The sequence below is a fragment of the Sphingopyxis sp. genome (assembly GCF_050916055.1).
Taxonomy (GTDB): domain Bacteria; phylum Pseudomonadota; class Alphaproteobacteria; order Sphingomonadales; family Sphingomonadaceae; genus Sphingopyxis.
On record NZ_CP051527.1, the window covers coordinates 1,425,915 to 1,446,264 of the forward strand.

21 protein-coding genes are annotated in these 20,350 nt (G+C 65.9%); 10 read left to right on the top strand and 11 right to left on the bottom strand.

Annotation, left to right across the window (positions count from 1 at the left end):
- Positions 1-10: 10 nt before the first annotated feature.
- The 5 genes from HEQ22_RS06935 to HEQ22_RS06955 are packed head-to-tail and all read left to right on the top strand — an operon-like array spanning position 11 to position 5,300.
- Positions 11-403 (top strand): GxxExxY protein, encoded by a 393-nt coding sequence (locus HEQ22_RS06935; RefSeq protein WP_432770459.1) that lies wholly within the window; start codon positions 11-13, stop codon positions 401-403.
- A gap of 43 nt (positions 404-446) precedes the next feature.
- Entirely contained in the window at positions 447-1,406 is a 960-nt protein-coding gene (locus HEQ22_RS06940; protein ID WP_432770460.1) for a metal-dependent hydrolase, read from the top strand.
- Entirely contained in the window at positions 1,403-2,788 is a 1,386-nt protein-coding gene (locus HEQ22_RS06945) for a cryptochrome/photolyase family protein (RefSeq protein ID WP_432770461.1), read from the top strand. Before HEQ22_RS06940 ends, HEQ22_RS06945 begins: the two co-directional genes overlap by 4 nt.
- Before the next feature lie 35 nt (positions 2,789-2,823).
- Positions 2,824-4,104 (top strand): class I SAM-dependent methyltransferase, encoded by a 1,281-nt coding sequence (locus HEQ22_RS06950; RefSeq protein ID WP_432770462.1) that lies wholly within the window; start codon positions 2,824-2,826, stop codon positions 4,102-4,104.
- 20 nt (positions 4,105-4,124) lie between these two features.
- The gene (locus tag HEQ22_RS06955) at positions 4,125-5,300 is read left to right on the top strand and encodes a serine hydrolase domain-containing protein (protein WP_432770463.1); all 1,176 of its coding nucleotides are present in this window, start codon (positions 4,125-4,127) and stop codon (positions 5,298-5,300) included.
- A 94-nt stretch (positions 5,301-5,394) separates the two neighbouring features.
- Here HEQ22_RS06955 and HEQ22_RS06960 read toward each other — a convergent pair whose 3' ends face one another.
- The 3 genes from HEQ22_RS06960 to purF form a co-directional block, all read right to left on the bottom strand.
- The gene (locus tag HEQ22_RS06960) at positions 5,395-5,784 is read right to left on the bottom strand and encodes a hypothetical protein (protein WP_432770464.1); all 390 of its coding nucleotides are present in this window, start codon (positions 5,782-5,784) and stop codon (positions 5,395-5,397) included.
- A 62-nt stretch (positions 5,785-5,846) separates the two neighbouring features.
- On the bottom strand, positions 5,847-6,581 hold the full coding sequence (locus HEQ22_RS06965) for an SDR family NAD(P)-dependent oxidoreductase (RefSeq protein WP_432770465.1): 735 nt from the start codon (positions 6,579-6,581) through the stop codon (positions 5,847-5,849).
- 4 nt (positions 6,582-6,585) lie between these two features.
- A complete protein-coding gene (gene purF, locus HEQ22_RS06970; RefSeq protein WP_432770830.1) occupies positions 6,586-8,043 on the bottom strand; it encodes an amidophosphoribosyltransferase in 1,458 nt (485 codons plus the stop codon).
- A gap of 142 nt (positions 8,044-8,185) precedes the next feature.
- Between purF and hisI the strand changes: the two genes are divergently transcribed.
- The 5 genes from hisI to HEQ22_RS06995 all read left to right on the top strand — a co-directional run bounded on the left by hisI (position 8,186) and on the right by HEQ22_RS06995 (position 13,007).
- On the top strand, positions 8,186-8,566 hold the full coding sequence (gene hisI, locus HEQ22_RS06975; protein WP_432770466.1) for a phosphoribosyl-AMP cyclohydrolase: 381 nt from the start codon (positions 8,186-8,188) through the stop codon (positions 8,564-8,566).
- Positions 8,553-9,092 (top strand): hypothetical protein, encoded by a 540-nt coding sequence (locus tag HEQ22_RS06980; protein ID WP_432770467.1) that lies wholly within the window; start codon positions 8,553-8,555, stop codon positions 9,090-9,092. The genes hisI and HEQ22_RS06980 overlap by 14 nt, the downstream gene beginning before the upstream one ends.
- A gap of 68 nt (positions 9,093-9,160) precedes the next feature.
- Positions 9,161-9,592 (top strand): MerR family transcriptional regulator, encoded by a 432-nt coding sequence (locus HEQ22_RS06985; RefSeq protein ID WP_432770468.1) that lies wholly within the window; start codon positions 9,161-9,163, stop codon positions 9,590-9,592.
- A gap of 55 nt (positions 9,593-9,647) precedes the next feature.
- Positions 9,648-11,450: an acyl-CoA dehydrogenase C-terminal domain-containing protein gene (locus HEQ22_RS06990; RefSeq protein ID WP_432770469.1), complete on the top strand. Its 1,803-nt coding sequence runs from the start codon at positions 9,648-9,650 to the stop codon at positions 11,448-11,450.
- Positions 11,451-11,495: 45 nt separating this feature from the next.
- A complete protein-coding gene (locus HEQ22_RS06995) occupies positions 11,496-13,007 on the top strand; it encodes a phospholipase D-like domain-containing protein (protein WP_432770470.1) in 1,512 nt (503 codons plus the stop codon).
- 100 nt (positions 13,008-13,107) lie between these two features.
- On the opposite strand, the gene HEQ22_RS07000 is transcribed toward HEQ22_RS06995, so the two are convergent.
- The 8 genes from HEQ22_RS07000 to HEQ22_RS07035 all read right to left on the bottom strand — a co-directional run bounded on the left by HEQ22_RS07000 (position 13,108) and on the right by HEQ22_RS07035 (position 20,300).
- Entirely contained in the window at positions 13,108-13,959 is an 852-nt protein-coding gene (locus HEQ22_RS07000) for an HpcH/HpaI aldolase/citrate lyase family protein (RefSeq protein WP_432770471.1), read from the bottom strand.
- A gap of 86 nt (positions 13,960-14,045) precedes the next feature.
- Positions 14,046-14,495 (bottom strand): MaoC family dehydratase, encoded by a 450-nt coding sequence (locus tag HEQ22_RS07005; protein WP_432770472.1) that lies wholly within the window; start codon positions 14,493-14,495, stop codon positions 14,046-14,048.
- A 105-nt stretch (positions 14,496-14,600) separates the two neighbouring features.
- Entirely contained in the window at positions 14,601-16,439 is a 1,839-nt protein-coding gene (locus HEQ22_RS07010; protein ID WP_432770473.1) for an acetyl/propionyl/methylcrotonyl-CoA carboxylase subunit alpha, read from the bottom strand.
- On the bottom strand, positions 16,432-16,788 hold the full coding sequence (locus HEQ22_RS07015) for a hypothetical protein (RefSeq protein ID WP_432770474.1): 357 nt from the start codon (positions 16,786-16,788) through the stop codon (positions 16,432-16,434). Before HEQ22_RS07015 ends, HEQ22_RS07010 begins: the two co-directional genes overlap by 8 nt.
- A 5-nt stretch (positions 16,789-16,793) precedes the next feature.
- On the bottom strand, positions 16,794-18,392 hold the full coding sequence (locus HEQ22_RS07020) for a carboxyl transferase domain-containing protein (protein ID WP_432770475.1): 1,599 nt from the start codon (positions 18,390-18,392) through the stop codon (positions 16,794-16,796).
- Entirely contained in the window at positions 18,389-18,676 is a 288-nt protein-coding gene (locus HEQ22_RS07025) for a hypothetical protein (protein ID WP_432770831.1), read from the bottom strand. Before HEQ22_RS07025 ends, HEQ22_RS07020 begins: the two co-directional genes overlap by 4 nt.
- Before the next feature lie 8 nt (positions 18,677-18,684).
- Positions 18,685-19,101 (bottom strand): hypothetical protein, encoded by a 417-nt coding sequence (locus HEQ22_RS07030; protein ID WP_432770476.1) that lies wholly within the window; start codon positions 19,099-19,101, stop codon positions 18,685-18,687.
- Between the two features lie 35 nt (positions 19,102-19,136).
- Complete coding sequence (locus HEQ22_RS07035; RefSeq protein ID WP_432770477.1) at positions 19,137-20,300, bottom strand: isovaleryl-CoA dehydrogenase; 1,164 nt, start codon at positions 20,298-20,300, stop codon at positions 19,137-19,139.
- Positions 20,301-20,350 lie beyond the last annotated feature (50 nt).

The following is a 20,350-nucleotide window of genomic DNA, read 5'->3' on the forward strand; positions in this document are numbered from 1 at the left end:
GAATTTGGCAATGGATATCGAGATCGTTGCGCGCACTGCCATCGATTGCGGGTTCCATTTGCATAAAGATCTTGGACCGGGACTGCTGGAGGGCGTCTACGAGATACTGATGGCAGAGGCGTTGCGCGACGTTGGATTGCATGTCGCGAGGCAGATTGCTGTGCCCATCGAATATAAGGGCGTAGCAATCGATAACGCATTTCGCATCGATTTGCTCGTGGAAGACCGGTTGGTCATCGAACTCAAATCGGTCGAGCGGATGGCTCCTGTCCACGGCAAACAGGTTTTGACCTATTTGCGCCTCATGAAACTGCCCTTGGGCTTGCTCATCAATTTCGGACAGGAAACCTTTCGCGATGTCGTCAAGCGCGTCGCCAACGATTATTATGCCCGCTCTCGTTGAAACCGCTTCGTGCCTTTGTGCCTTTGTGTGAGATCATTTTACTATGGACAATTTGACCCACAGCCTCGTTGGCGCCGTGCTCGGCCAGATGGGGCTCAAGACGAAGACCGGGCTCGCGATGCCGACGCTGATCATTGCGGCGAACCTACCCGATATCGACGCTGCATGCCTGTTGTGGCTGACGGGGGAGGAGCATCTGGGGTTTCGGCGCGGGATCACGCATGGGCCGATTGCGATGCTGGTGCTGCCCGTGCTGCTGTGGGCGGCGATGCTGGCGTTCGATCGCTGGCAGACGCGCCGCGGCAAGCGGCCGGCCGGGCGGCTACCGATCGATAAGGGTTGGCTGCTGGCGCTCGCTTACATCGGCTGTTTCAGCCATCCCGCGCTCGACTGGCTGAACAATTACGGCATCCGCCTGCTCGAGCCCTTTTCGTCGCGCTGGTTTTACGGTGATACGATCTTCATCATCGATCTGTGGATCTGGATCGCGCTCGGCGTGTCGCTGTGGCTGTCGCTGCGCCGCGAGCGCGGCGGGGTGGCGAACTGGCAGCGCCCGGCGTGGATCGGGTTCACCGCGGTGTGCGCCTATATCTTCGCCAACGGCCTGATCACCGGTGCCGCCGAACGGACCACTGCCGCCGCTTTGGACGCGGGCGGGCAGCGCGATGCGCTGGTGGTCGCCAGCCCGCCGCCGCTGGCGTTCTGGCAGCGCGACATTTTCTGGCGCACCGCCGACCGTTACGGCAGCGGCAGCTTTACGCCCGGCGTCGGCGGCACGCTCGACATCGGCGGCGCCCCGAGGGGGATGGACGACCCGCGGCTGGCGGCCTGGGTGAGTAACAACCCCGATGCTCGCGCCTTGCTGTTCTGGGCGCGGATGCCGGTGGTGCAGGCCGATGGCGACGGCATCGTGCTGCGCGATCAGCGGTTCATGGACCCGCGCATCGGCGACCGGTTCGCGGTGCGCCTGACCGCGCCGGGACCGGCCAGCGGCGCCGAATGACCGCGCCGACGATCGTCTGGTTTCGCCGCGACCTGCGCCTGTCGGATCAGGCGGCGCTTGCTGCGGCCGCTGCGGCGGGGCCGGTGATCGCGGTGTATATCCTCGACGACGAGACGCCGAAGCACCGCGCAATGGGCGGCGCGTCGCGCTGGTGGCTCCATCACAGCCTCGCCAGCCTCGACGCCAGCCTGCGCGAAAAAGGCTCGCGGCTGATCCTGCGGCGCGGCAAGTGCGACGAGCAACTGGCGCAAATCGCAGAGGAATGTGGCGCTGCACAGGTGCATTGCCTGCGCCACTACGAACCTTGGTGGCGCAACGCCGAGCGCGCGGTGGCGAAGCGGCTCGACCTCGTCTGCCACGACGGCAATTACCTGCTGCCGCCGGGATCGGTGACGACGGGCACGGGTGGTCTGTACAAAATCTACACCCCGTTCTGGCGCGCGCTGAAGGAGCAGATGCCGCCGCCGCCGCCCGCCAACCGTCCGCGCGAGATCGCCGCGCCGGAAAAATGGCCGGCGTCGGACGCGCTGGCGGACTGGGACCTGCTGCCGGCGCAGCCCGATTGGGCGACCGGGTTCGCCGCGGCGTGGCAGCCGGGCGAGGCGGGCGCCCGCGCTAACGTCGCCGACTTTGTCGATCACGCCCGCGACTATGGCGAGCGCCGCAACCTGCCATCAGAGGACGGCAGCTCGCGCCTGTCGCCGCACCTGCATTTCGGCGAGGTGTCGCCCGCCTATGTCTGGCACCGCAACGCCGACGCGGGGGGATCGGTCGATATATTTCTCGGCGAGATAGGGTGGCGCGATTATGCGCAGAACGTCATCCTGCAATTCCCCGACTATGGCGCCCGCAACGCCCGCGAAGCCTTCGATGCCTTCCCCTGGCGCGATGGCAAGGCGGCCGATGCCGACCTGAAGGCGTGGCAGCAGGGGCGCACCGGTTACCCGATCGTCGATGCCGGGATGCGCCAGCTGTGGGCGACCGGCTGGATGCACAACCGGGTGCGGATGATCGCCGCGAGCTTCCTGATCAAGCATCTGCTGATCGACTGGCGGGTCGGCGAGCAATGGTTCTGGGACACGCTGGTCGACGCCGACTATGGATCGAACGCGGTGAACTGGCAGTGGACCGCCGGGACCGGGGTCGACAGCAACATGTTCCCGCGGATCATGGCGCCGCTGACCCAGTCGGAAAAGTTCGACGCCGCCGCCTACGTCCGCACTTGGGTGCCCGAACTCGCCGCGCTGGACGACCATGCGATCCACGACCCCGACGAGCATCATTGCCGCCCCGCCGCCTATCCCGCCAAGATCATCGGCCACCGCGAGGCGCGGGCGCGGGCGCTGGCGGCCTATGACGCCATGAAAGCACACGACAACTGATTGTCAGCCAGCGGCGTTTGCGGCAGGAAGGGCGAATGAACACGCACGTCCGCCCCCGCCGTGGCAAATCCCTGTTGCGCGCCGACCGGGCGTATCGCTCGGGCGGACTGGTCGCGCGGCTGCTCGCGCTGGCGCCGGCGAGCCTCTTTCACCGCCTGCTCGACCGGATCGATGCGGGGCTGGCGGAAGGGACGATCGAGGGGCATCTGCCCGACGGCAGCGTCCGTCTGCTCGGCGGACGCGGGGCGGGGCCGGTCGCGGTGGTGCACCTGGCGAACTGGGCGGCGCTGGCACGGCTCGCGCTGTCGGGCTCGGTCGGCTGGTACCGCGCGTGGGACAAGGGCGAATGGAGCTCGCCCGATCCGGTGCCATTGTTCGACCTTTTCATGCGCAACGGCGAAGCGCTGGGCAATGCGGCGCGCGCCCACGGCCCGGCACGCTGGCTCAACCGCGCCGTCCATGCGCTCAATCGCAACGACCGCCGCGGGGCGCGGCGCAACGTCCACGCCCATTACGATCTCGGCAACGATTTCTACGGCTTGTGGCTCGACCCGACGATGAATTATTCGAGCGCGCTGTTCACCGATCCCGGCCAGACGCTCGCCGAGGCGCAAACCGCCAAGGTCGATGCGATCCTCGACCGCCTCGATCTGCGTTCGGGCAGCCGGCTGCTCGAAATCGGCTGCGGCTGGGGTGCACTCGCCGAACGGGCGGTCGAACGCCACGACGTGCTCTACACCGGTATCACCCTGTCGCCGTCGCAGGCAGAGGTTGCCGCGGCGCGGCTCGCGGCGGTCGATCTGTCGGGGCGGTCGCGGGTCGAGATTTGCGACTATCGCGACACCGTCGGACCCTATGACGCGATCGCCAGTGTCGAGATGGTCGAGGCGGTGGGCCAGCAATATTGGCCCGCCTATCTCGACACCATCGCGCGGCTGCTCCGCCCCGGTGGCAAGGCGGCGATCCAGTATATCGCGATCAACGACGCGCTGTTCGAACGTTACGCGGCGAGCAGCGACTTCATCCAGGCCTATATCTTCCCCGGCGGCTGCCTGATCTCGGAAAGCCGCTTTCGCGCGCTGGCCAAGGCGCGCGGGCTGGCTTGGAGCGATGTGCGGCGGTTCGGCCGCGACTATGCCGAAACGCTGCGCCAGTGGCGCGAGCGCTTCGACGCTGCCGCCCAGCGCGGCGACCTGCCGCCCGGGTTCGACGACCGGTTCGTGCGGCTCTGGCGCTATTATCTGCAATATTGCGAGGGCGGCTTTCGCGGCGGCGGTATCGACGTCGCGCAGGTCACGCTGGAAAAGACGATCTGAACAACAGCGGAGGGGAAGCAATGAGACGAATATTGGCGGCGGTGCTGTTCTGCACCGCGGCGGCGGCGTGGAGCGCGCCCGCCTCGACCCAAACCACCGACACTCTGCCAAAGGATCTGAATGTGCTGTTCTGGAGCCAGGATCAACGCGACGCCGCCTTTCGCACGCTGGAGACCGTCCCCAACGTCGTCTTCAACCCGATCGAGGCGGGCGACGACGTCTATCCCTTGCCCGCGGGTGAGCCGCTCGACCTCGGTCTCGACATCGACGCCCATATGGCGAAGCAGCGCAACGCCGGGCTCGTGATCGTCCACGATGGCAAGGTCCGGCTCGAGAAATACGCCCTCGGCTATGGCGCGGCGGGCCGCTGGACGAGCTTTTCGGTGGCGAAAAGCTTCACCTCGACGCTCGTCGGCGCGGCGGTGAAGGACGGCTATATCGAGAGCCTCGACGACAAGGTCACCGTCTATATCCCCGGGCTGCGCGGGTCGGCCTATGACGACGTCAGCGTGCGCCAGTTGCTGACGATGACGTCGGGGGTCAAGTGGAACGAGGATTATACCGATCCCAAGTCCGACGTCGCGCAGTTCGGGCTCCAGCAGCCGGTGGCGGGCGAGGATATCACCGTCAGCTATATGAAAACGCTGCCGCGCGACGTGCCGGCGGGGTCGAAATGGCTGTACAGCACCGGCGAAACCAACCTGATCGGGGTGCTGGTGTCCAGCGCGACGGGCAAGACGCTGTCGGCCTACCTATCCGAAAAGCTGTGGAAACCGTTTGGCATGGAACAGGACGCGTTCTGGATGCTCGGCGCGACGGGGCATGAGATCAGCGGCTGCTGCATTTCGGCCAGCCTGCGGGATTATGCGCGGCTCGGCCAATTCGTCCTGAACGGCGGGGTCGCGAACGGCGTCCAGGTCGTCCCCGACGACTGGTTCGCCGCCGCCACCACCAAACAGGCCGACATCGGCATTCCCGGCCGCGGCTATGGCTATCAATGGTGGACCAACGACGACGGCAGCTTCGCCGCGCAAGGCATTTTCGGGCAGGGCATTTTCATCGACCCGAAGCGCAAGTTGGTGATCGCGTCGAACGGCAACTGGCCGACCGCGACCGATCCCGAAGGCGTCGGGGCGGCGCGCGAGGCGTTCTACAAGGCGGTGCAGGCGTCGGTGGACCGGGAGGCGGGGGAGTAGAAGCCGTCGCCCCCGCGAAGGCGGGGGCCGCTGGCGGTTTGCTCAGCCGAGCCCGACACGGCCCATAACGGCCCGCCTTCGCGGGGGCGACGGGTTAGGCGTCGGCGACGATGCTCGTCGCGCGCTGCGCCAGCCAGACCGCGACGAGCGGAATCGCGATGCCGAGTGCCATGATCCACCAGGCGTCGGCGAGGGTGACGGCGCGATAGAGCCCCGCGCCGATCACCGCGCCGGCGACGATCCAGCCCGCGCCGGTACCGGCCGAAATCCGCATCGCAAGCCAGCCGCCAGCAAAGGTGCCGACGAACCAGCCGATTAGCAGCGCGACCGTCGATCCGATCGGGATCAGCACTTCGCCGCTATCGGGGTCGTACATGTCAGGCGAGAATTCGCTGCCGGCATATTGCGCGAGCCAGATCAGGGCGAACGCCACGGCGATGCCGATGATGGCGGCGATCGCCGACCGCAGGATGGTGCTATTCATTCGATGCCCTTGCGCAAACCCGTTTCAAACGCGACTTGTGCCGCAGGAAAGCAAATATCGCGTTAAGCGTCCGCCATCACCTTGGGCAGCGCATGGAACGCGGTGCTGTCGAAGCCTTCGATCATCAGCTTGGCGACGAATTCGCCGACGGCGTCGGGATCCTTGATGCTTTGCGGATCCTCGCCGGGGTAGGCGCGGGCGCGCATCGCGGTGCGGGTGCCGCCGGGGTCGAGGATCGCGGTGCGCACGGTCGAGATGTTGCGCATCTCGGCGCCATAGCTCGTCACCAGCGCCTCGAGCGCCGCCTTCGATGCGGCGTAGGCGCCCCAATAGGCACGCGGCTCGCGCGCGACGCCGCTCGACAGCGCGAGCAGGCGGCCGCTGTCGGCGCGGCGGAGCAGCGGGTCGAAATTGGCGATCAGCGCCTGCTGCGCGATCAGGTTGAGCGTCAGCAGCTTGTTGAATTCCTTGCCGTCGATCGCCGCGACGGGCGTCAGCGTGCCGAGCATCGCGGCGTTGAGGACGAGCATGTCGATCTTTTGCCAACGTTCCGCCATCGCACTCGCCAGCCGGGCGATGCTGTCGCCGTCGGCGAGGTCGAGCGGCGCGATCGTCGCGCTGCCGCCGGCGGCGTGGACGCGATCCTCGAGCTCTTCGAGCCCGCCCGCGGTGCGCGCGGTGATCACGACATGCGCGCCGCGTGCGGCAAGCGATTCGGCGATCGCCTCGCCGATGCCGCGGCTCGCCCCGGTGACGAGCGCAACCTGCCCCGCCAGTTCTTCAGACCTGGTGATCATTGTGTCAGACAACCCGTTCGGCAAGCAGTGAAAATTGGTCTTCCAATCCATGCTCATCGAAATCGGTCAGCGTGGTCGGATAATCGCCGGTGAAGCATGCGTCGCAATATTGCGGGCAATCGTCGGTACGCCGGGCTTCGCCGAGCGCGCGATACAGGCCGTCGATCGAGATGAACGACAGGCTGTCGGCGTTGATGAAGTTCGCCATCTGGCCGACCGTCATCTGCGCCGCGAGCAATTTGGCGCGCTCGGGCGTGTCGACACCGTAAAAGCAGCTATGCTGGGTCGGCGGGCTGGCGATCCGCATGTGGACCTCGGCCGCGCCGGCGTCACGCATCATCTGGACTATCTTCAGGCTGGTCGTGCCGCGAACGATCGAATCGTCGATCAGCACGATCCGCTTGCCCGCGATCAGCGCGCGGTTGGCATTGTGCTTCAGCTTGACGCCGAGATGGCGGACCTTGTCGCCGGGCTGGATGAAGGTGCGCCCGACATAGTGCGACCGGATGATCCCGAGTTCGAACGGAATGCCCGATTCCTGCGCATAGCCGATCGCCGCCGGGGTGCCCGAATCGGGGACCGGGATGATCAGGTCGGCATCGACCGGGTTTTCGCGTGCGAGTTCGGCGCCGATCGCCTTGCGCACCGAATAGACGCTGGTGCCGTCGACGATCGAATCGGGGCGCGAGAAATAGACATATTCGAAAATGCACGGCCGCGCCGGCCGTTCGGCGAACGGGCGGTGCGAGGTCAGTTCGCCGTCGCGGATGATGACGAGTTCGCCGGGCTCGACCGAACGCAGGAAATCGGCGCCAACGACGTCGAGCGCGACGGTTTCGGACGCGAGAATATAGGCATCGCCAAGCTTGCCGATGACCAGCGGGCGGATGCCGAGCGGATCGCGGCAGCCGATCATGCCCTCCGCGGTCAGGCAGATCAGCGAATAGGCGCCCTCGACCTGCTTCAGCGCGTCGATGAACCGGTCGAGCAGAGTGCGATAATTCGACGTCGCGACGAGGTGGATGATCACTTCGGTGTCGCTGGTCGACTGGAAGATCGAACCGCGGCGGACGAGGATTTTCTTGAGCGCCGTCGCGTTAGAAATATTGCCGTTGTGCGCGACGGCGAAGCCGCCGGTCGACAGGTCGGCATAAAGCGGCTGGACGTTACGCAGCGCGGTTTCGCCGGTCGTCGAATAGCGGACATGGCCGATCGACGAGCTGCCGGCGAGCTGGCGCATGATGTCGTCGCGGTCGAAATTGCCCGCGACATGACCCATTGCGCGGTGGGTGTGGAACTCCCGGCCGTCGAACCCGGTGATCCCCGCGGCTTCCTGGCCGCGATGCTGGAGCGCATGGAGCCCCAGCGCGACAACCGCGGCGGCACTTTCGGCGCCGTAAATGCCAAAGACGCCGCACTCCTCGCGGAGCTTGTCGTCGTCGAATGGATGTGTGGTGAGCATCTGGGTCCAGCTTTGGGGGCAGGGGCTGCCGCGCATATAGGGGCGGCGATCGCGATTGTCGCCCCCCAACTTCACGCTTCTGTCATATCCGGGCCGGCGCCGGGGGTGACAGCGCCCGGCCAACTGCTCTAAAGCGCCGGGCATGGACCAGCCGCGCGACACCGCCGACCGCTTTCTGCCGCGTTTCGACGCCGCCGGGCTCGTGACCGCCATCGTCGTCGACGCCGGCAGCGGCGCGCTGCTGATGGTCGCGCATATGAACGATGCGGCGATCCGCCTGACGCAGGAGACGGGGCAGGCGCATTTCTGGTCGCGCTCGCGCGGCGCGCTGTGGCGCAAGGGCGAAACGTCGGGCAACGGGCTGACGCTGGTCGAGATGCGCGTCGATTGCGACCAGGACGCGCTGCTGCTGCGCGTGACCCCCGCGGGTCCGGCGTGCCACACCGGGCGCCGCTCGTGCTTTTATCGCCGCGTCGAGGCCGACGGCCGCCTGACCTTCCTTGGCGACGATGCGCAGGGCTAGCGCGGCGATCCTCGTCGCCGCGTTGCTGCTGGTAGGGTGCGACCGTCCCGCGCCCGGCGATGCGGACACGAGCATCGATGCCGGCAATCCGCTCGAGGTCGCGGCGCGCGAGCGCGGGATCGTCCGGCCCGAGGCGGTCGTGCCGACCGGGGTGTTCGAGCGCGCGCACGATCTCGGCCGCGACGCGATGTGCGTCGTCCCCGACGGTGCGGGCCAGTGGCGTTTCGTTTTGACCGCCGCCTTCGGCCCCGGTCTGTCGTGCACCGCGAACGGCCAGATCACCCGCGACGGTGGGGGCTGGCGAATGCGCTTTGGGGTAGCAGAAGGATGCGAGGCGGTGGTCCATGAGGAGGAAGACGAGCTGCGCCTGCCCGGAATCCTGCCCGATCAGTGCGACAGCGTCTGTCCCGGACGGGCGTCGCTCGCCGGCTTGCGGCTGCCGCGCGCGAGCTGGTCCGAAGCCGATGCGAAACGCTTGCAAATGCGCGGCCGCGACGGCAATATCATCCGGCCTTGCGGGGCCTGACCGCCCGCGAACGCCCGAACCGCCAGCGGCCTTGACGTTCACGTCAACGGAAACTAATCCTCTACGGCATGACGGACGAATACGGCCACGCCCATATCGATACGCCCGATCATCTGGGGCGCGAACAGTTCAGCATTACCGACCTGTCGTCCGAATTCGGCGTTACCGCCCGTGCGCTCCGCTTTTACGAGGACGAAGGGCTGATCAGCCCGTCGCGCAAGGGTTTGTCGCGCATCTATTCGAAGCGTGACCGCGCCCGGCTCGCCTGGATCCTGCGCGCCAAGCGCACCGGCTTCAGCCTCGCCGACATCCGCGAGATGATCGACCTGTACGACGTCGGCGACGGCCGCCGGCTGCAACGCCAGGTGACGATCGAAAAATGCCAGCAACGCATTGCCTTGCTGCGCCGCCAGCGCGACGATATTGACAGCGCTGTAGATGAGCTGTCACGTTTCATCGATATGGTGAAAAAGGTCGACGCTGCCGAAAAGGCCGGTTGAGCTTCTCCCCAGGCAAAGATCGACTGCTGATACCCGATTCGCAAAAGGATACCCCATGCCCGTCTATCGCGCTCCCGTGCAGGACACGCTGTTCCTCCTCAACGACGTGCTCGGCATCGAGCGCTACGCGAACCTGCCCGGATTCGCCAACGCCTCGCCCGACATGGTCGAGGCGGTGCTGACAGAAGCCGGCAAATTCTGCGAAGAGGTGCTGTTCCCGATCAACCGGTCGGGGGACCTGGAGGGTTGCACGCGCCACGACGACGGGTCGGTGACGACCCCGACGGGGTTCAAGGACGCGTATAAGGCCTATTGCGACGCCGGCTGGACGCTGCTGACCCAGCCCGAGGAGTTCGGCGGGCAGGGGCTGCCGCATGTCGTCGGTTTTCCGGTCGAGGAATATCGCATGGCGGCGAACCAGGCGTTCGCCATGTACCCGGGGCTGACGCAGGCGGCGGTCGCGGCGATCCTCGTCAAGGGGTCGGACGAACAGAAGGCCCTCTATGCGCCCAAGCTGATTTCGGGCGCGTGGGGCGGGACGATGAACCTGACCGAACCGCATTGCGGCACCGACCTCGGCCTCATCCGCACCCGCGCGGTGCCGAACGGCGATGGCAGCTATGACGTCACCGGCACCAAGATCTTCATCTCGTCGGGCGAGCACGACCTGACCGAGAATATCGTCCACCTCGTCCTCGCCAAGACCCCCGACGCGCCCGACAGCGTCAAGGGCATCTCGCTGTTCATCGTCCCCAAATTCCTCGTGAACGACGACGGCTCGCTCGGCGCGCGCAACACGCTGCAATGCGGTTCGATCGAGCACAAGATGGGCATCCACGCCAATTCCACTTGCGTGATGAATTACGACGGCGCCAAGGGCTGGATGGTCGGCGAGGAGAATAAGGGCCTCGCCGCGATGTTCGTGATGATGAACGCGGCGCGTCTCGGCGTCGGCATCCAGGGGCTGGGCCAGGCCGATGTCGCGTTCCAGAATGCGGTGCAATATGCGCAGGACCGGCGGCAGGGCCGCGCGCTCACCGGGCCGCAGGATCCGCAGGAAAAGGCCGACCCGCTGTTCGTCCACCCCGACGTGCGGCGGATGCTGATGGACGCCAAGGCGACGGTCGAGGGGCTGCGCGCGCTGTGCATCTGGGGCGCGCTGCAGGTCGACCTCGCGCACGCTGCCGAAACCGAGGAAGAGCGCCAGCAGGCTGACGACCTCGTCAGCCTGCTCACCCCGGTGATCAAGGGCTATGGCACCGACAAGGGCTATGACGTCGCGACCAACGCGCAGCAGGTGTTCGGCGGCCATGGCTACATTGAGGAATGGGGGATGAGCCAATATGTGCGCGATGCCCGCATCACGATGATTTACGAAGGCGCCAACGGCGTTCAGGCGATGGACCTGGTCGGGCGCAAGCTGGCGCAGAACGGCGGCCGCGCGATCCAGGCCTTTTTCGCGGTCGTCGATGGCGAATGCGCCGCGGCGAAGGACAAGCCGGCGTTCGCCGATTTCGCCGGCCGCCTCGAAAAGGCGAATGGCGAGCTCAAGGCCGCGACGATGTGGTTCATGGCCAACGGCATGGCGAACCCGAACAATATCGGCGCCGGCGCGCACCATTATATGCACATGATGGGGATCGTGGCGCTGGGGTCGATGTGGCTGAGGATGGCCGAGGCGGCGCAGAAGGCGCTCGACGAAGGCCGCGGCAACCAGGCGTTTCTGGAGGCCAAGCTGGTCACCGCGCGCCACTTCGGCGAACGCTTCCTGCCCGACGCCGGCGCGCTGCGCCGCAAGATCGAGGCGGGCAGCGACACGATGATGGCGCTGACGCCGGAGCAGTTCGTCGCCGCCTGATCCTGTCCGATGGAACCATCGCCGCCGCCGCGCGTGGCGTCGGCGATGAGCGACCGCGATCGTCCCGAACCGCTGACCCCGATCGTCGTCGAGGGGCGCAATTGCTGGCGCATCGAGCATGCCAACAAGGCACGGATGATCGTCGATGCCGCCGATTATTATGCGCTGCTCGAAAAGCTGATGGAGGGCGCGAAAGAGCGCGTCCTGCTGATTGGCTGGGACTTCGACCCGCGCATACCGCTCCGCCCCGACGAGCATGGCAAGGGCGAATCGCTCGGCCATTACCTGCTCCGCCTCGCCAAGGACAAGCCGAAGCGCGACATCGACATCCTGCGCTGGAACTTCGGCGGGCTGAAACATTTCTTCGTGCCGTCGATCGTCACGATGATCCTGCGCTGGAAGATGACCAAATCGATCAGCTTCCGGCTCGACAGCGCACACCCCGTCGGGTGCAGCCACCATCAGAAGGTCGCGGTGTTCGACGATCATCTGGCGGTGTGCGGCGGCATCGACGTCAGCACCGCTCGCTGGGATACGCGCGACCATGTCGACGACGATCCGCGCCGCACCAATCCCGGCGGCAAACGCTATATGCCGTGGCACGATTCGACGATGATCCTGTCGGGTCCGGTCGGCACCGCGCTTGCCGATCTCGGCAACGAACGCTGGCAGCGCGCGACGAGCAAGCCGCTGCGCGACCTCAGCGGCACGGGCGAAAACTGGCCCGACGATCTCGACCATGATTTCGAGCATGTCGACGTCGCAATCTCGCGCACCAGCGCCGAATATGACGGCCGCACCGAAGTGCGCGAGAATGAGCAGCTGTATCTCGACATGATCGCTGCCGCCGAGCGCTTCATCTATTTCGAGAATCAATATTTCACCAGCGGCGCCATCGCCGCGGCGATCGCGGCGCGACTGGACGAAGACGATCCGCCCGAATTTGTCATGGTGATGCCCAAGACGGCCGACGGCTGGCTCGAACAGATGGCGATGGATGCGGCGCGCGTCCAGCTCGTACGCTCGATCGCCAAGTCGCGCCACGGCGACCGGCTGAAAGTCTATGTGCCGCACACCAAAAATGGCGAACCGATCTATGTCCACGCCAAGACGGCGGTGGTCGACGACCGTTTGCTGCGGATCGGATCGTCGAACCTCAACAACCGGTCGATGGGGCTCGACAGCGAATGCGACGTGACGATCGACGCGGCGCTGGCGGCCAATGCCGGGGTCGAACCCGTCATCGCGCGCCTGCGCACCTCGCTGATCGCCGAACATCTGGGGGCAACCGACGCCGAAGTGGCGGCGACGTTCGAGCGCACCGGCTCGCTGATCGAAACGATCGAGGCGCTGCGCCGCGACGGGCGGTCGCTCGAACTGCTAGACCTGATCGCGCCCGGGCCGCTCGACGAATTCATCGCCGACAATGAGGTGCTCGACCCGACCCGTCCCGACGCGATGTTCGAAGGCTTTGCCGAACGCGGGCTCAAGAAGAGCTGGCATCGCGGGCGCAGCTGGATGAAGCGACACCGCCCGTTCCGGCGGAAGTCGGCCTGAATCACCGTTCGTGTCGAGCGAAGTCGAGACACGCTGAGTTCGCGCCTGCCTTCACGTGTCTCGACTTCGCTCGACACAAACGGACAGTAGGACTTTCGCGTCAGTCCGCCAGCGACAGGATATGCCGCGCCTGTTTCAGGTGCGGCGCATCGACCATCTTGCCATCGACCTGCAACACCCCGGCCCCCGGATTGGCCGCGAAGGCGTCGACGATCGCCTGCGCCTTGGCCACCTCCGTGGCGGCGGGGGTGAAGGCGGCGTTAATTGCGGCGACCTGCGCCGGGTGGATCGCCATCATGCCCGTAAAGCCGTCGCGCCGCGCGCGCCCGGCGTAAGCAGCGAGCCCGCTTTCGTCCTTGATCGCCGGGAACACCGTGTCGATCACCGCGGTCGCCGCGCCATGCGCCGCGAACAGGGTCAGCGCGCGCGCGACCTCGTACGGCGGGGTATAGCTGCCGTCGTCGTGGCGGCTCGTCGTCGCACCGATCGCGGCGGGCAGGTCTTCGGCGCCCCACGTCAGCCCGAGCAGCCGGTCTTTGACGTCGCGATAGCTGCCGAGGGTGAAGATCGCCGCCGCCGTTTCGGTGGCGATCGGCAGGATCGCGGGGAGCGAGGCGTCGGCGGGCGATTCGCTGCGCAGGATGGTGTCGAGCTGGTGGATGCTCGGCGCCCCTTCGGCCTTGGGCAGCATGATCGCGTCGGGGCGGGCGCCGATCACCGCCGCGATGTCGGCCGCGGTCAGATGGCCGTCGAGCGGGTTGACGCGCACCAATGTCACAACCTCGCGCGTCCCCGCCAGATAGTCGGCGATGGCGTGGCGCGCCGCCGCCTTGTTGGCGAGCGACACCGAATCCTCAAGGTCGAGGATGATGGCATCGGCACCCGACGCGGCCGCCTTGGCAAAGCGTTCGGGCCGGTCGCCGGGGACGAAGAGGAGGGAACGTAATCGCATGCGCTTACCTATGCCGTTCGAGTCGAGCGAAGTCGAGACACGTGCGGGGCAAAGGGTTCTCGACGTCGCTCGAACCGAACGGGAATCTATGGTTTCCGTTGGACAAGGGCCGACCGCTCGCACTGGCAGACAAGTTCATCGCGCTGGTTGAGGCAGCGGTGGAGGAAGGTCACGATCCCCGCATTAGGCCGCGACTTGCTCTCCTTAAGGCCCACGACCTCACTCTCCGCGCGCAGCGTGTCGCCGATGAACACCGGCTTGGGCATGATCAGCTTGTCATAACCGAGGTTCGCCACCAGCGTCCCCAGCGTCGTGTCGCCGACCGACAGCCCGACCATCAGGCTGAAGGTGAAGGTGCCGTTGACCAGAATCTGCCCGAATTCCGACGCCTTCGCCGCCTCGACATCGAGGTGCAAAGGCTGCGGATTGTGCGTCATCACCGTGAACAGCAGATTGTCGGTCTCGGTCACCGTGCGGCGGATGTCGTGGCTCAGCGTATCGCCGATGGACCACTCGTCGAAGTAACGCCCTGCCATAATAAACTCCGTTCGCCCTGAGCTTGTCGAAGGGCCGCTCTTGTCTTGCGACGTTAGAAGAAAGGACGGTGCTTCGACAAGCTCAGCACGAACGGAGGTGGGGGGTCACTCCGCCGCCTCGATCCGCACCAGCAGCGCCTCGACCTGCACCTGCGCGCCCGGCGCCGCGTTGAGTTCGGCCACCACGCCATCGAACGGCGCGGTCAGGCTATGCTCCATCTTCATCGCCTCGAGCGTGAGCAGTTTCTGCCCCTTGGTTACCGTATCGCCCGCCGCTACCTCGACGGCGATGACCTTGCCGGGCATGGGGGAGAGGATGGCGCCGTCGCCCGCCGCGCCACCGGCGGCGCCCGCGACGCGCCACGGGGTGAGCTGCCACACCGATCCGCCTTCCGCGACAAGCATCGCGGGGGCGGGCTCCTCCGCGCCGGGGCCGTGCAGTTCGACCTCGACGCGCTTGCCGTCGAGCAGGAACGGCGCGCTGTGCACGTCGGGCGCGTTGAGGCGGAACCCGGCCTGCAACGTGCGGGGCGTCATCGCCATCGCGGCGTTGGTCAGCGCTTGCACCGACGGTTCGGGTTCGGCGGTCATCGCGTCGCCGTCACGTCCGATCAGGCCGGTATCGACCGTGCCTGCGGCGAAGTCCGGGTGGTCGAGCGCATTGATCAGGAATGCCGAGTTGGTCTTCACCGGCCAGATCGCGCTGTCCTGCAGCATCTCCGACAGCAATTCTCGCGCGTCTTCGCGCTCCTCACCCCATGCGATTACCTTGGCGATCATCGGATCGTAGAAGGGCGAAACTTCGGCGCCCTCAAAAACGCCGGTGTCGACGCGGCCGATATGGTCGGGAAGCTGGAACAGCTCGAGCGTCCCGATCGAGGGCAGAAAGCCCTTCGCTGGGTCTTCGGCATAAAGCCGCGCTTCCATCGCCCAACCGTTGATCGACAACTCCTCCTGGCGCAGCGGCAATGCCTCGCCGCTGGCCACCCGTAGTTGCCATTCGACCAGATCGACCCCGGTGATCTCTTCGGTCACCGGATGCTCGACCTGCAGCCGCGTGTTCATTTCCATGAACCAGATGCGGTCGGCGCGCAGGCCCTCGCTGGAGTCGGCGATGAACTCGATCGTCCCGGCGCCGACATAATCGACCGCCTTTGCCGCGCGCACCGCTGCGGCGCACAGCTGTTCGCGTGTCGCGTCGTCCATGCCGGGGGCAGGGGCCTCCTCGATCACCTTCTGGTGGCGCCGCTGCAGCGAGCAGTCGCGCTCGAACAGGTGGACGACGTTGCCGTGCGTGTCGCCGAATATCTGCACCTCGATATGGCGCGGGGTCAGGATATATTTTTCGATCAGCACATGCGCGTTGCCGAACGATGCCGCCGCCTCGCGCTGGCAACTGGCGAGCATGTCGGCGAAGTCCGCCGGGCTATCGACCTTGCGCATCCCCTTGCCGCCGCCGCCCGCGACCGCCTTGATCAACACCGGATAGCCGATCTGCGCGGCCTGTTCGGCGAGGAAGGCGGGGTCTTGATTCTCGCCCATATAACCGGGGGTGACGGCCACCCCAGCTTCGGCCATCAGCTTCTTGGCGGCATCTTTCAGCCCCATCGCGGTGATCGACGCTGGCTTCGGCCCGACCCACACCAGCCCGGCATCGATCACCGCCTGCGCGAACTCGGCATTTTCCGAAAGAAAGCCATAACCCGGATGAATCGCCTCGGCCCCGGTTGCTTTCACTGCGGCAATGATCTTCTCACCCACCAGATAGGATTCGCGCGCCGGCGACGGCCCGATGTGGACGGCCTCGTCGGCCTGCCGCACATGCAGCGCGTGCGCGTCGGCGTCCGAATAGACCGCAACGGTCCGAATGCCCATCTCACGCGCGGTGCGGATGATACGGCAGGCGATCTCGCCGCGATTGGCGATGAGGAGGGAGTTAATCATTATAGTGCGATCCGTCCTCACGATAAAATTCGCCTTCATCTCCCTGCACGCGTGCCGATAAGGAAGTTGCGATCTGGCAAGCTTTGGCGATTATGGCTTCTTCCGATCCGGAAACGATGATGTGGCCCTTGTGGAGATTGAACCAAGTCTGCTGATCGCCCGACCACTGGGCCAAGCCGTCCTGTTTGATCTCGATCACCTCGTCGGTTGCCGGATTTCTGCCGATAGCAACGCCGGTAAGTTCGAGCGAAAGATCATCGGCGCAGAGCGATTCCCACGCTGACTGTTCGATATCGTCACCCTTGTCCCACCAATTTGCTCGCCGATGAATATACAGATCGTAACCCATTGCCGTCACATCCTGAACACGCCGAACCCGCGGTCCTCGACCGGAGCGTTCAGCGTCGCCGCAAAAGCCAGTCCCAGCACATCTCGCGTCTGCGCCGGGTCAATGATGCCATCGTCCCACAACCGCGACGTCGCATGATAGGGATTGCCCTCATCTTCATATTTCTGCCGGATCGGCGCCTTGAAAGCTTCGGCTTCCTCGGGCGTCCACTTGTCCGCATCGCGGTGCACCGTCGCCAGCACCGCCGCCGCCTGTTCGCCGCCCATCACCGAGATCCGCGCATTGGGCCAGGTGAACAGAAACCGCGGCGAATAGGCCCGCCCGCACATGCCGTAATTGCCCGCGCCAAAGCTGCCGCCGATCAGCACGGTGATCTTCGGCACCGTCGCGGTCGCGACCGCGGTCACCAATTTGGCGCCGTGTTTCGCAATGCCTTCGGCCTCATATTTCCCACCGACCATGAAGCCGCTGATATTCTGCAAAAAGAGCAGGGGGATGCGCCGCTGCTGCGCCAGCTCGATGAAATGCGCGCCCTTCACCGCAGACTCGCTGAACAGCACGCCATTGTTCGCGAGGATCGCGACGGGGATGCCCCAGATATGCGCGAAGCCGCACACCAAAGTGCTGCCGTAATTGGCCTTGAACTCGTGGAACTCGCTGGCGTCGACGATGCGCGCGATCACCTCGTGCACGTCGTAAGGCGCGCGGACGTCCTGCGGGACGATGCCGTAGAGCTCCTCGCCGTCATATTTGGGCGGCCGCGGGTCTTTCAGCGGCACCTCGAACCCCTTGTCGGTTCCCAGATGGCTGACGATGTCGCGCACGATCGTCAGCGCATGTTCGTCATTCTCCGCCAGATGATCGACCACGCCCGATTTCTTCGCGTGCAGGTCGCCGCCGCCCAGATCCTCGGCGCTGATTTCCTCGCCCGTCGCCGCCTTCACCAGCGGCGGGCCGGCGAGGAAGATCGTGCCCTGGTTGCGGACGATCACGCTCTCGTCGCTCATCGCGGGCACATAAGCGCCGCCGGCGGTGCAGCTGCCCATCACGCAGGCGATCTGCGGGATGCGCTTGGCAGACATCGTCGCCTGGTTGAAGAAGATGCGCCCGAAATGGTCGCGGTCGGGAAACACCTCGTCCTGGTGCGGCAGGTTGGCGCCGCCGCTGTCGACCAGATAGATGCACGGCAGGCGGTTCGCCTCGGCAATCTCCTGCGCGCGCAGGTGCTTCTTGACCGTCATCGGGTAATAGGTGCCGCCCTTCACCGTCGCATCGTTGCACACGATCATGCACTGGCGCCCCGACACGCGCCCGATGCCGCAGATCAGCCCGGCACCGGGGATTTCGCCGTCATAGAGGTCGTTCGCGGCGAGCTGGCCGATCTCGAGGAAGGGCGAACCCGGATCGAGCAGCCGCTCGACCCGCTCGCGCGGCAGCAATTTGCCGCGGCTCGTATGCCGCTCGCGCGACTTTTCATTGCCGCCCAGCGCCGCCGCGGCGACGCGCGCGCGCAGCTCGTCGTTCAGCGCGCGATTGTGCGCCGCATTGGCGCGAAACGCCTCGCTGTCGGCGCTCGCCATCGTTCCCAGAACCGGTGCACTCACGCTCGCATGTCTCCTTCAGTCGGTCGGGGATCGGCCCCGCCGGGCTTGTCGCCGCGGATCAGATAACGGTAGACGCCGACGCAGTTGATCGCGAGCAGGGCGATATTCTGCCAGCCGATGCCTTCGCTGTCCGACTGCAGAAACCCCCAGGCAATCAAGGCGGCGCTGCTCGACACGAAGATGACGAAGGCCCAGCCGGTCCGCCGCCGCCCAAGGTCGAGCGAAACGATCAGCGCCGCCAAGGTCCCGGCACCCGCGCCATAATATTGCAACAGGTTGAGCATGAGGTCGCTCACGATAACGCTCCCGCCAGCGCCAGCGCGCCCGATCCGGCCAGAAACGGCCAGATGATGTGGCGCCCGCCGGTGCAGATCGCGTTGACCAGCCCGGTGGCGAGCCAGCCGGCGCCGACGACGATGATCAGCCCGCGCGGCGTTCCCGGCCAGGCCACAGTCGCGGCCGACAGCAGCATCAGCACCGCCATCGCGTGCCAGGCAAAGCGGAACACGCGGCGCGGCAGGTTGCTCGACAGGATGCCGCGCTTGATCCGCAGCAGCGGCTGGACCAGCCGCCGCTCGCCGAGCACCGAATGGGTGAAGGCCGAAGCCGCCATCGCCGCGGCGGCGCCCCACAGCAGGCTCATCGGCACGCGCCCGTCGGCTGTGGTTCGACCATGCTGCGCCATCGCGCTGGATTCCTCGCCTGCCATCCCCCCATATCGCTTCGCTGCCCCCATATTCGTTGCTATGCCCCAATCAGTTCGCGACCGATCAACATGCGCCGAATTTCGTTCGTCCCCGCCCCGATGTCGAGCAGTTTCGCGTCGCGCCAATAACGCTCGACCGGCCAGTCCTTGGTATAGCCCGCGCCGCCCAGCGCTTGGATCGCTTCGCCCGCAACCCTGACCGCGCTTTCGCTCGCCAGCAGGATGCAGCCGGCGGCGTCGAAGCGCGTCGTCTGCCCCGCGTCGCACGCCTTGGCGACGTTGTAGACATAGGAGCGCGCCGACTGCAGCGCGACATACATGTCCGCGATCTTTGCCTGCATCAGCTGGAACGATCCGATCGGCTTGCCGAACTGCTTGCGCTCGCGGACATAAGGAATGACCGTGTCGAGGCACGCCTGCATGATGCCGAGCTGAAGACCCGCGAGCACGACGCGTTCATAGTCGAGCCCCGACATCAGCACCCCGACGCCGCCATTTTCCGGCCCCATCACCTGCTCTTCGGACACTTCACAATCGGTGAACACCAGTTCGGCGGTCGGCGAGCCGCGCATCCCGAGCTTGTCGATCTTTTGCCCGATGGCGAACCCTGGCATATTCTTTTCGATCAGGAAGGCGGTGATGCCGCGCGATCCCGCCTCGGGACTGGTCTTGGCATAGACCACCAGCGTGTCGGCACAGGTCGCGTTGGTGATCCAGAATTTGGTGCCGTTGAGGACATAGCCGCCCTGGACCCGATCGGCCTTCAGCTTCATCGACACGACGTCGCTGCCGGCACCGGCTTCGGACATCGCAAGGCTGCCGACATGCTCGCCGCTGATCAGCCGCGGCAGATATTTCGCCTTTTGCTCGGCATTGCCCCAGCGGCGGATCTGGTTGACGCACAGGTTCGAATGCGCGCCATAGGACAGGCCGATCGCGGCGCTGGCGCGGCTGACTTCTTCGACCGCGATGACATGCTCCAGATAACCGAGGCCCAGCCCGCCAAACTCTTCCTCGACGGTGATGCCGTGCAGGCCGAGGTCACCCATCTGCGTCCACAATTCGTCGCGCGGAAACCAGTCCTCGCGGTCGGCCTTGGCGGCCAGCGGCGCGATCTGCTCGTCGGCGAAGCGGGCGGTGGTGTCGCGGATCATGTCGGCGGTTTCGCCGAGCGCGAAGTCAAAATCGGGGGTGGCGCGCATAAGGGGACCTATCGATCGAGGGCAGGGCAGGCCGCGATACTGCCTGAAAA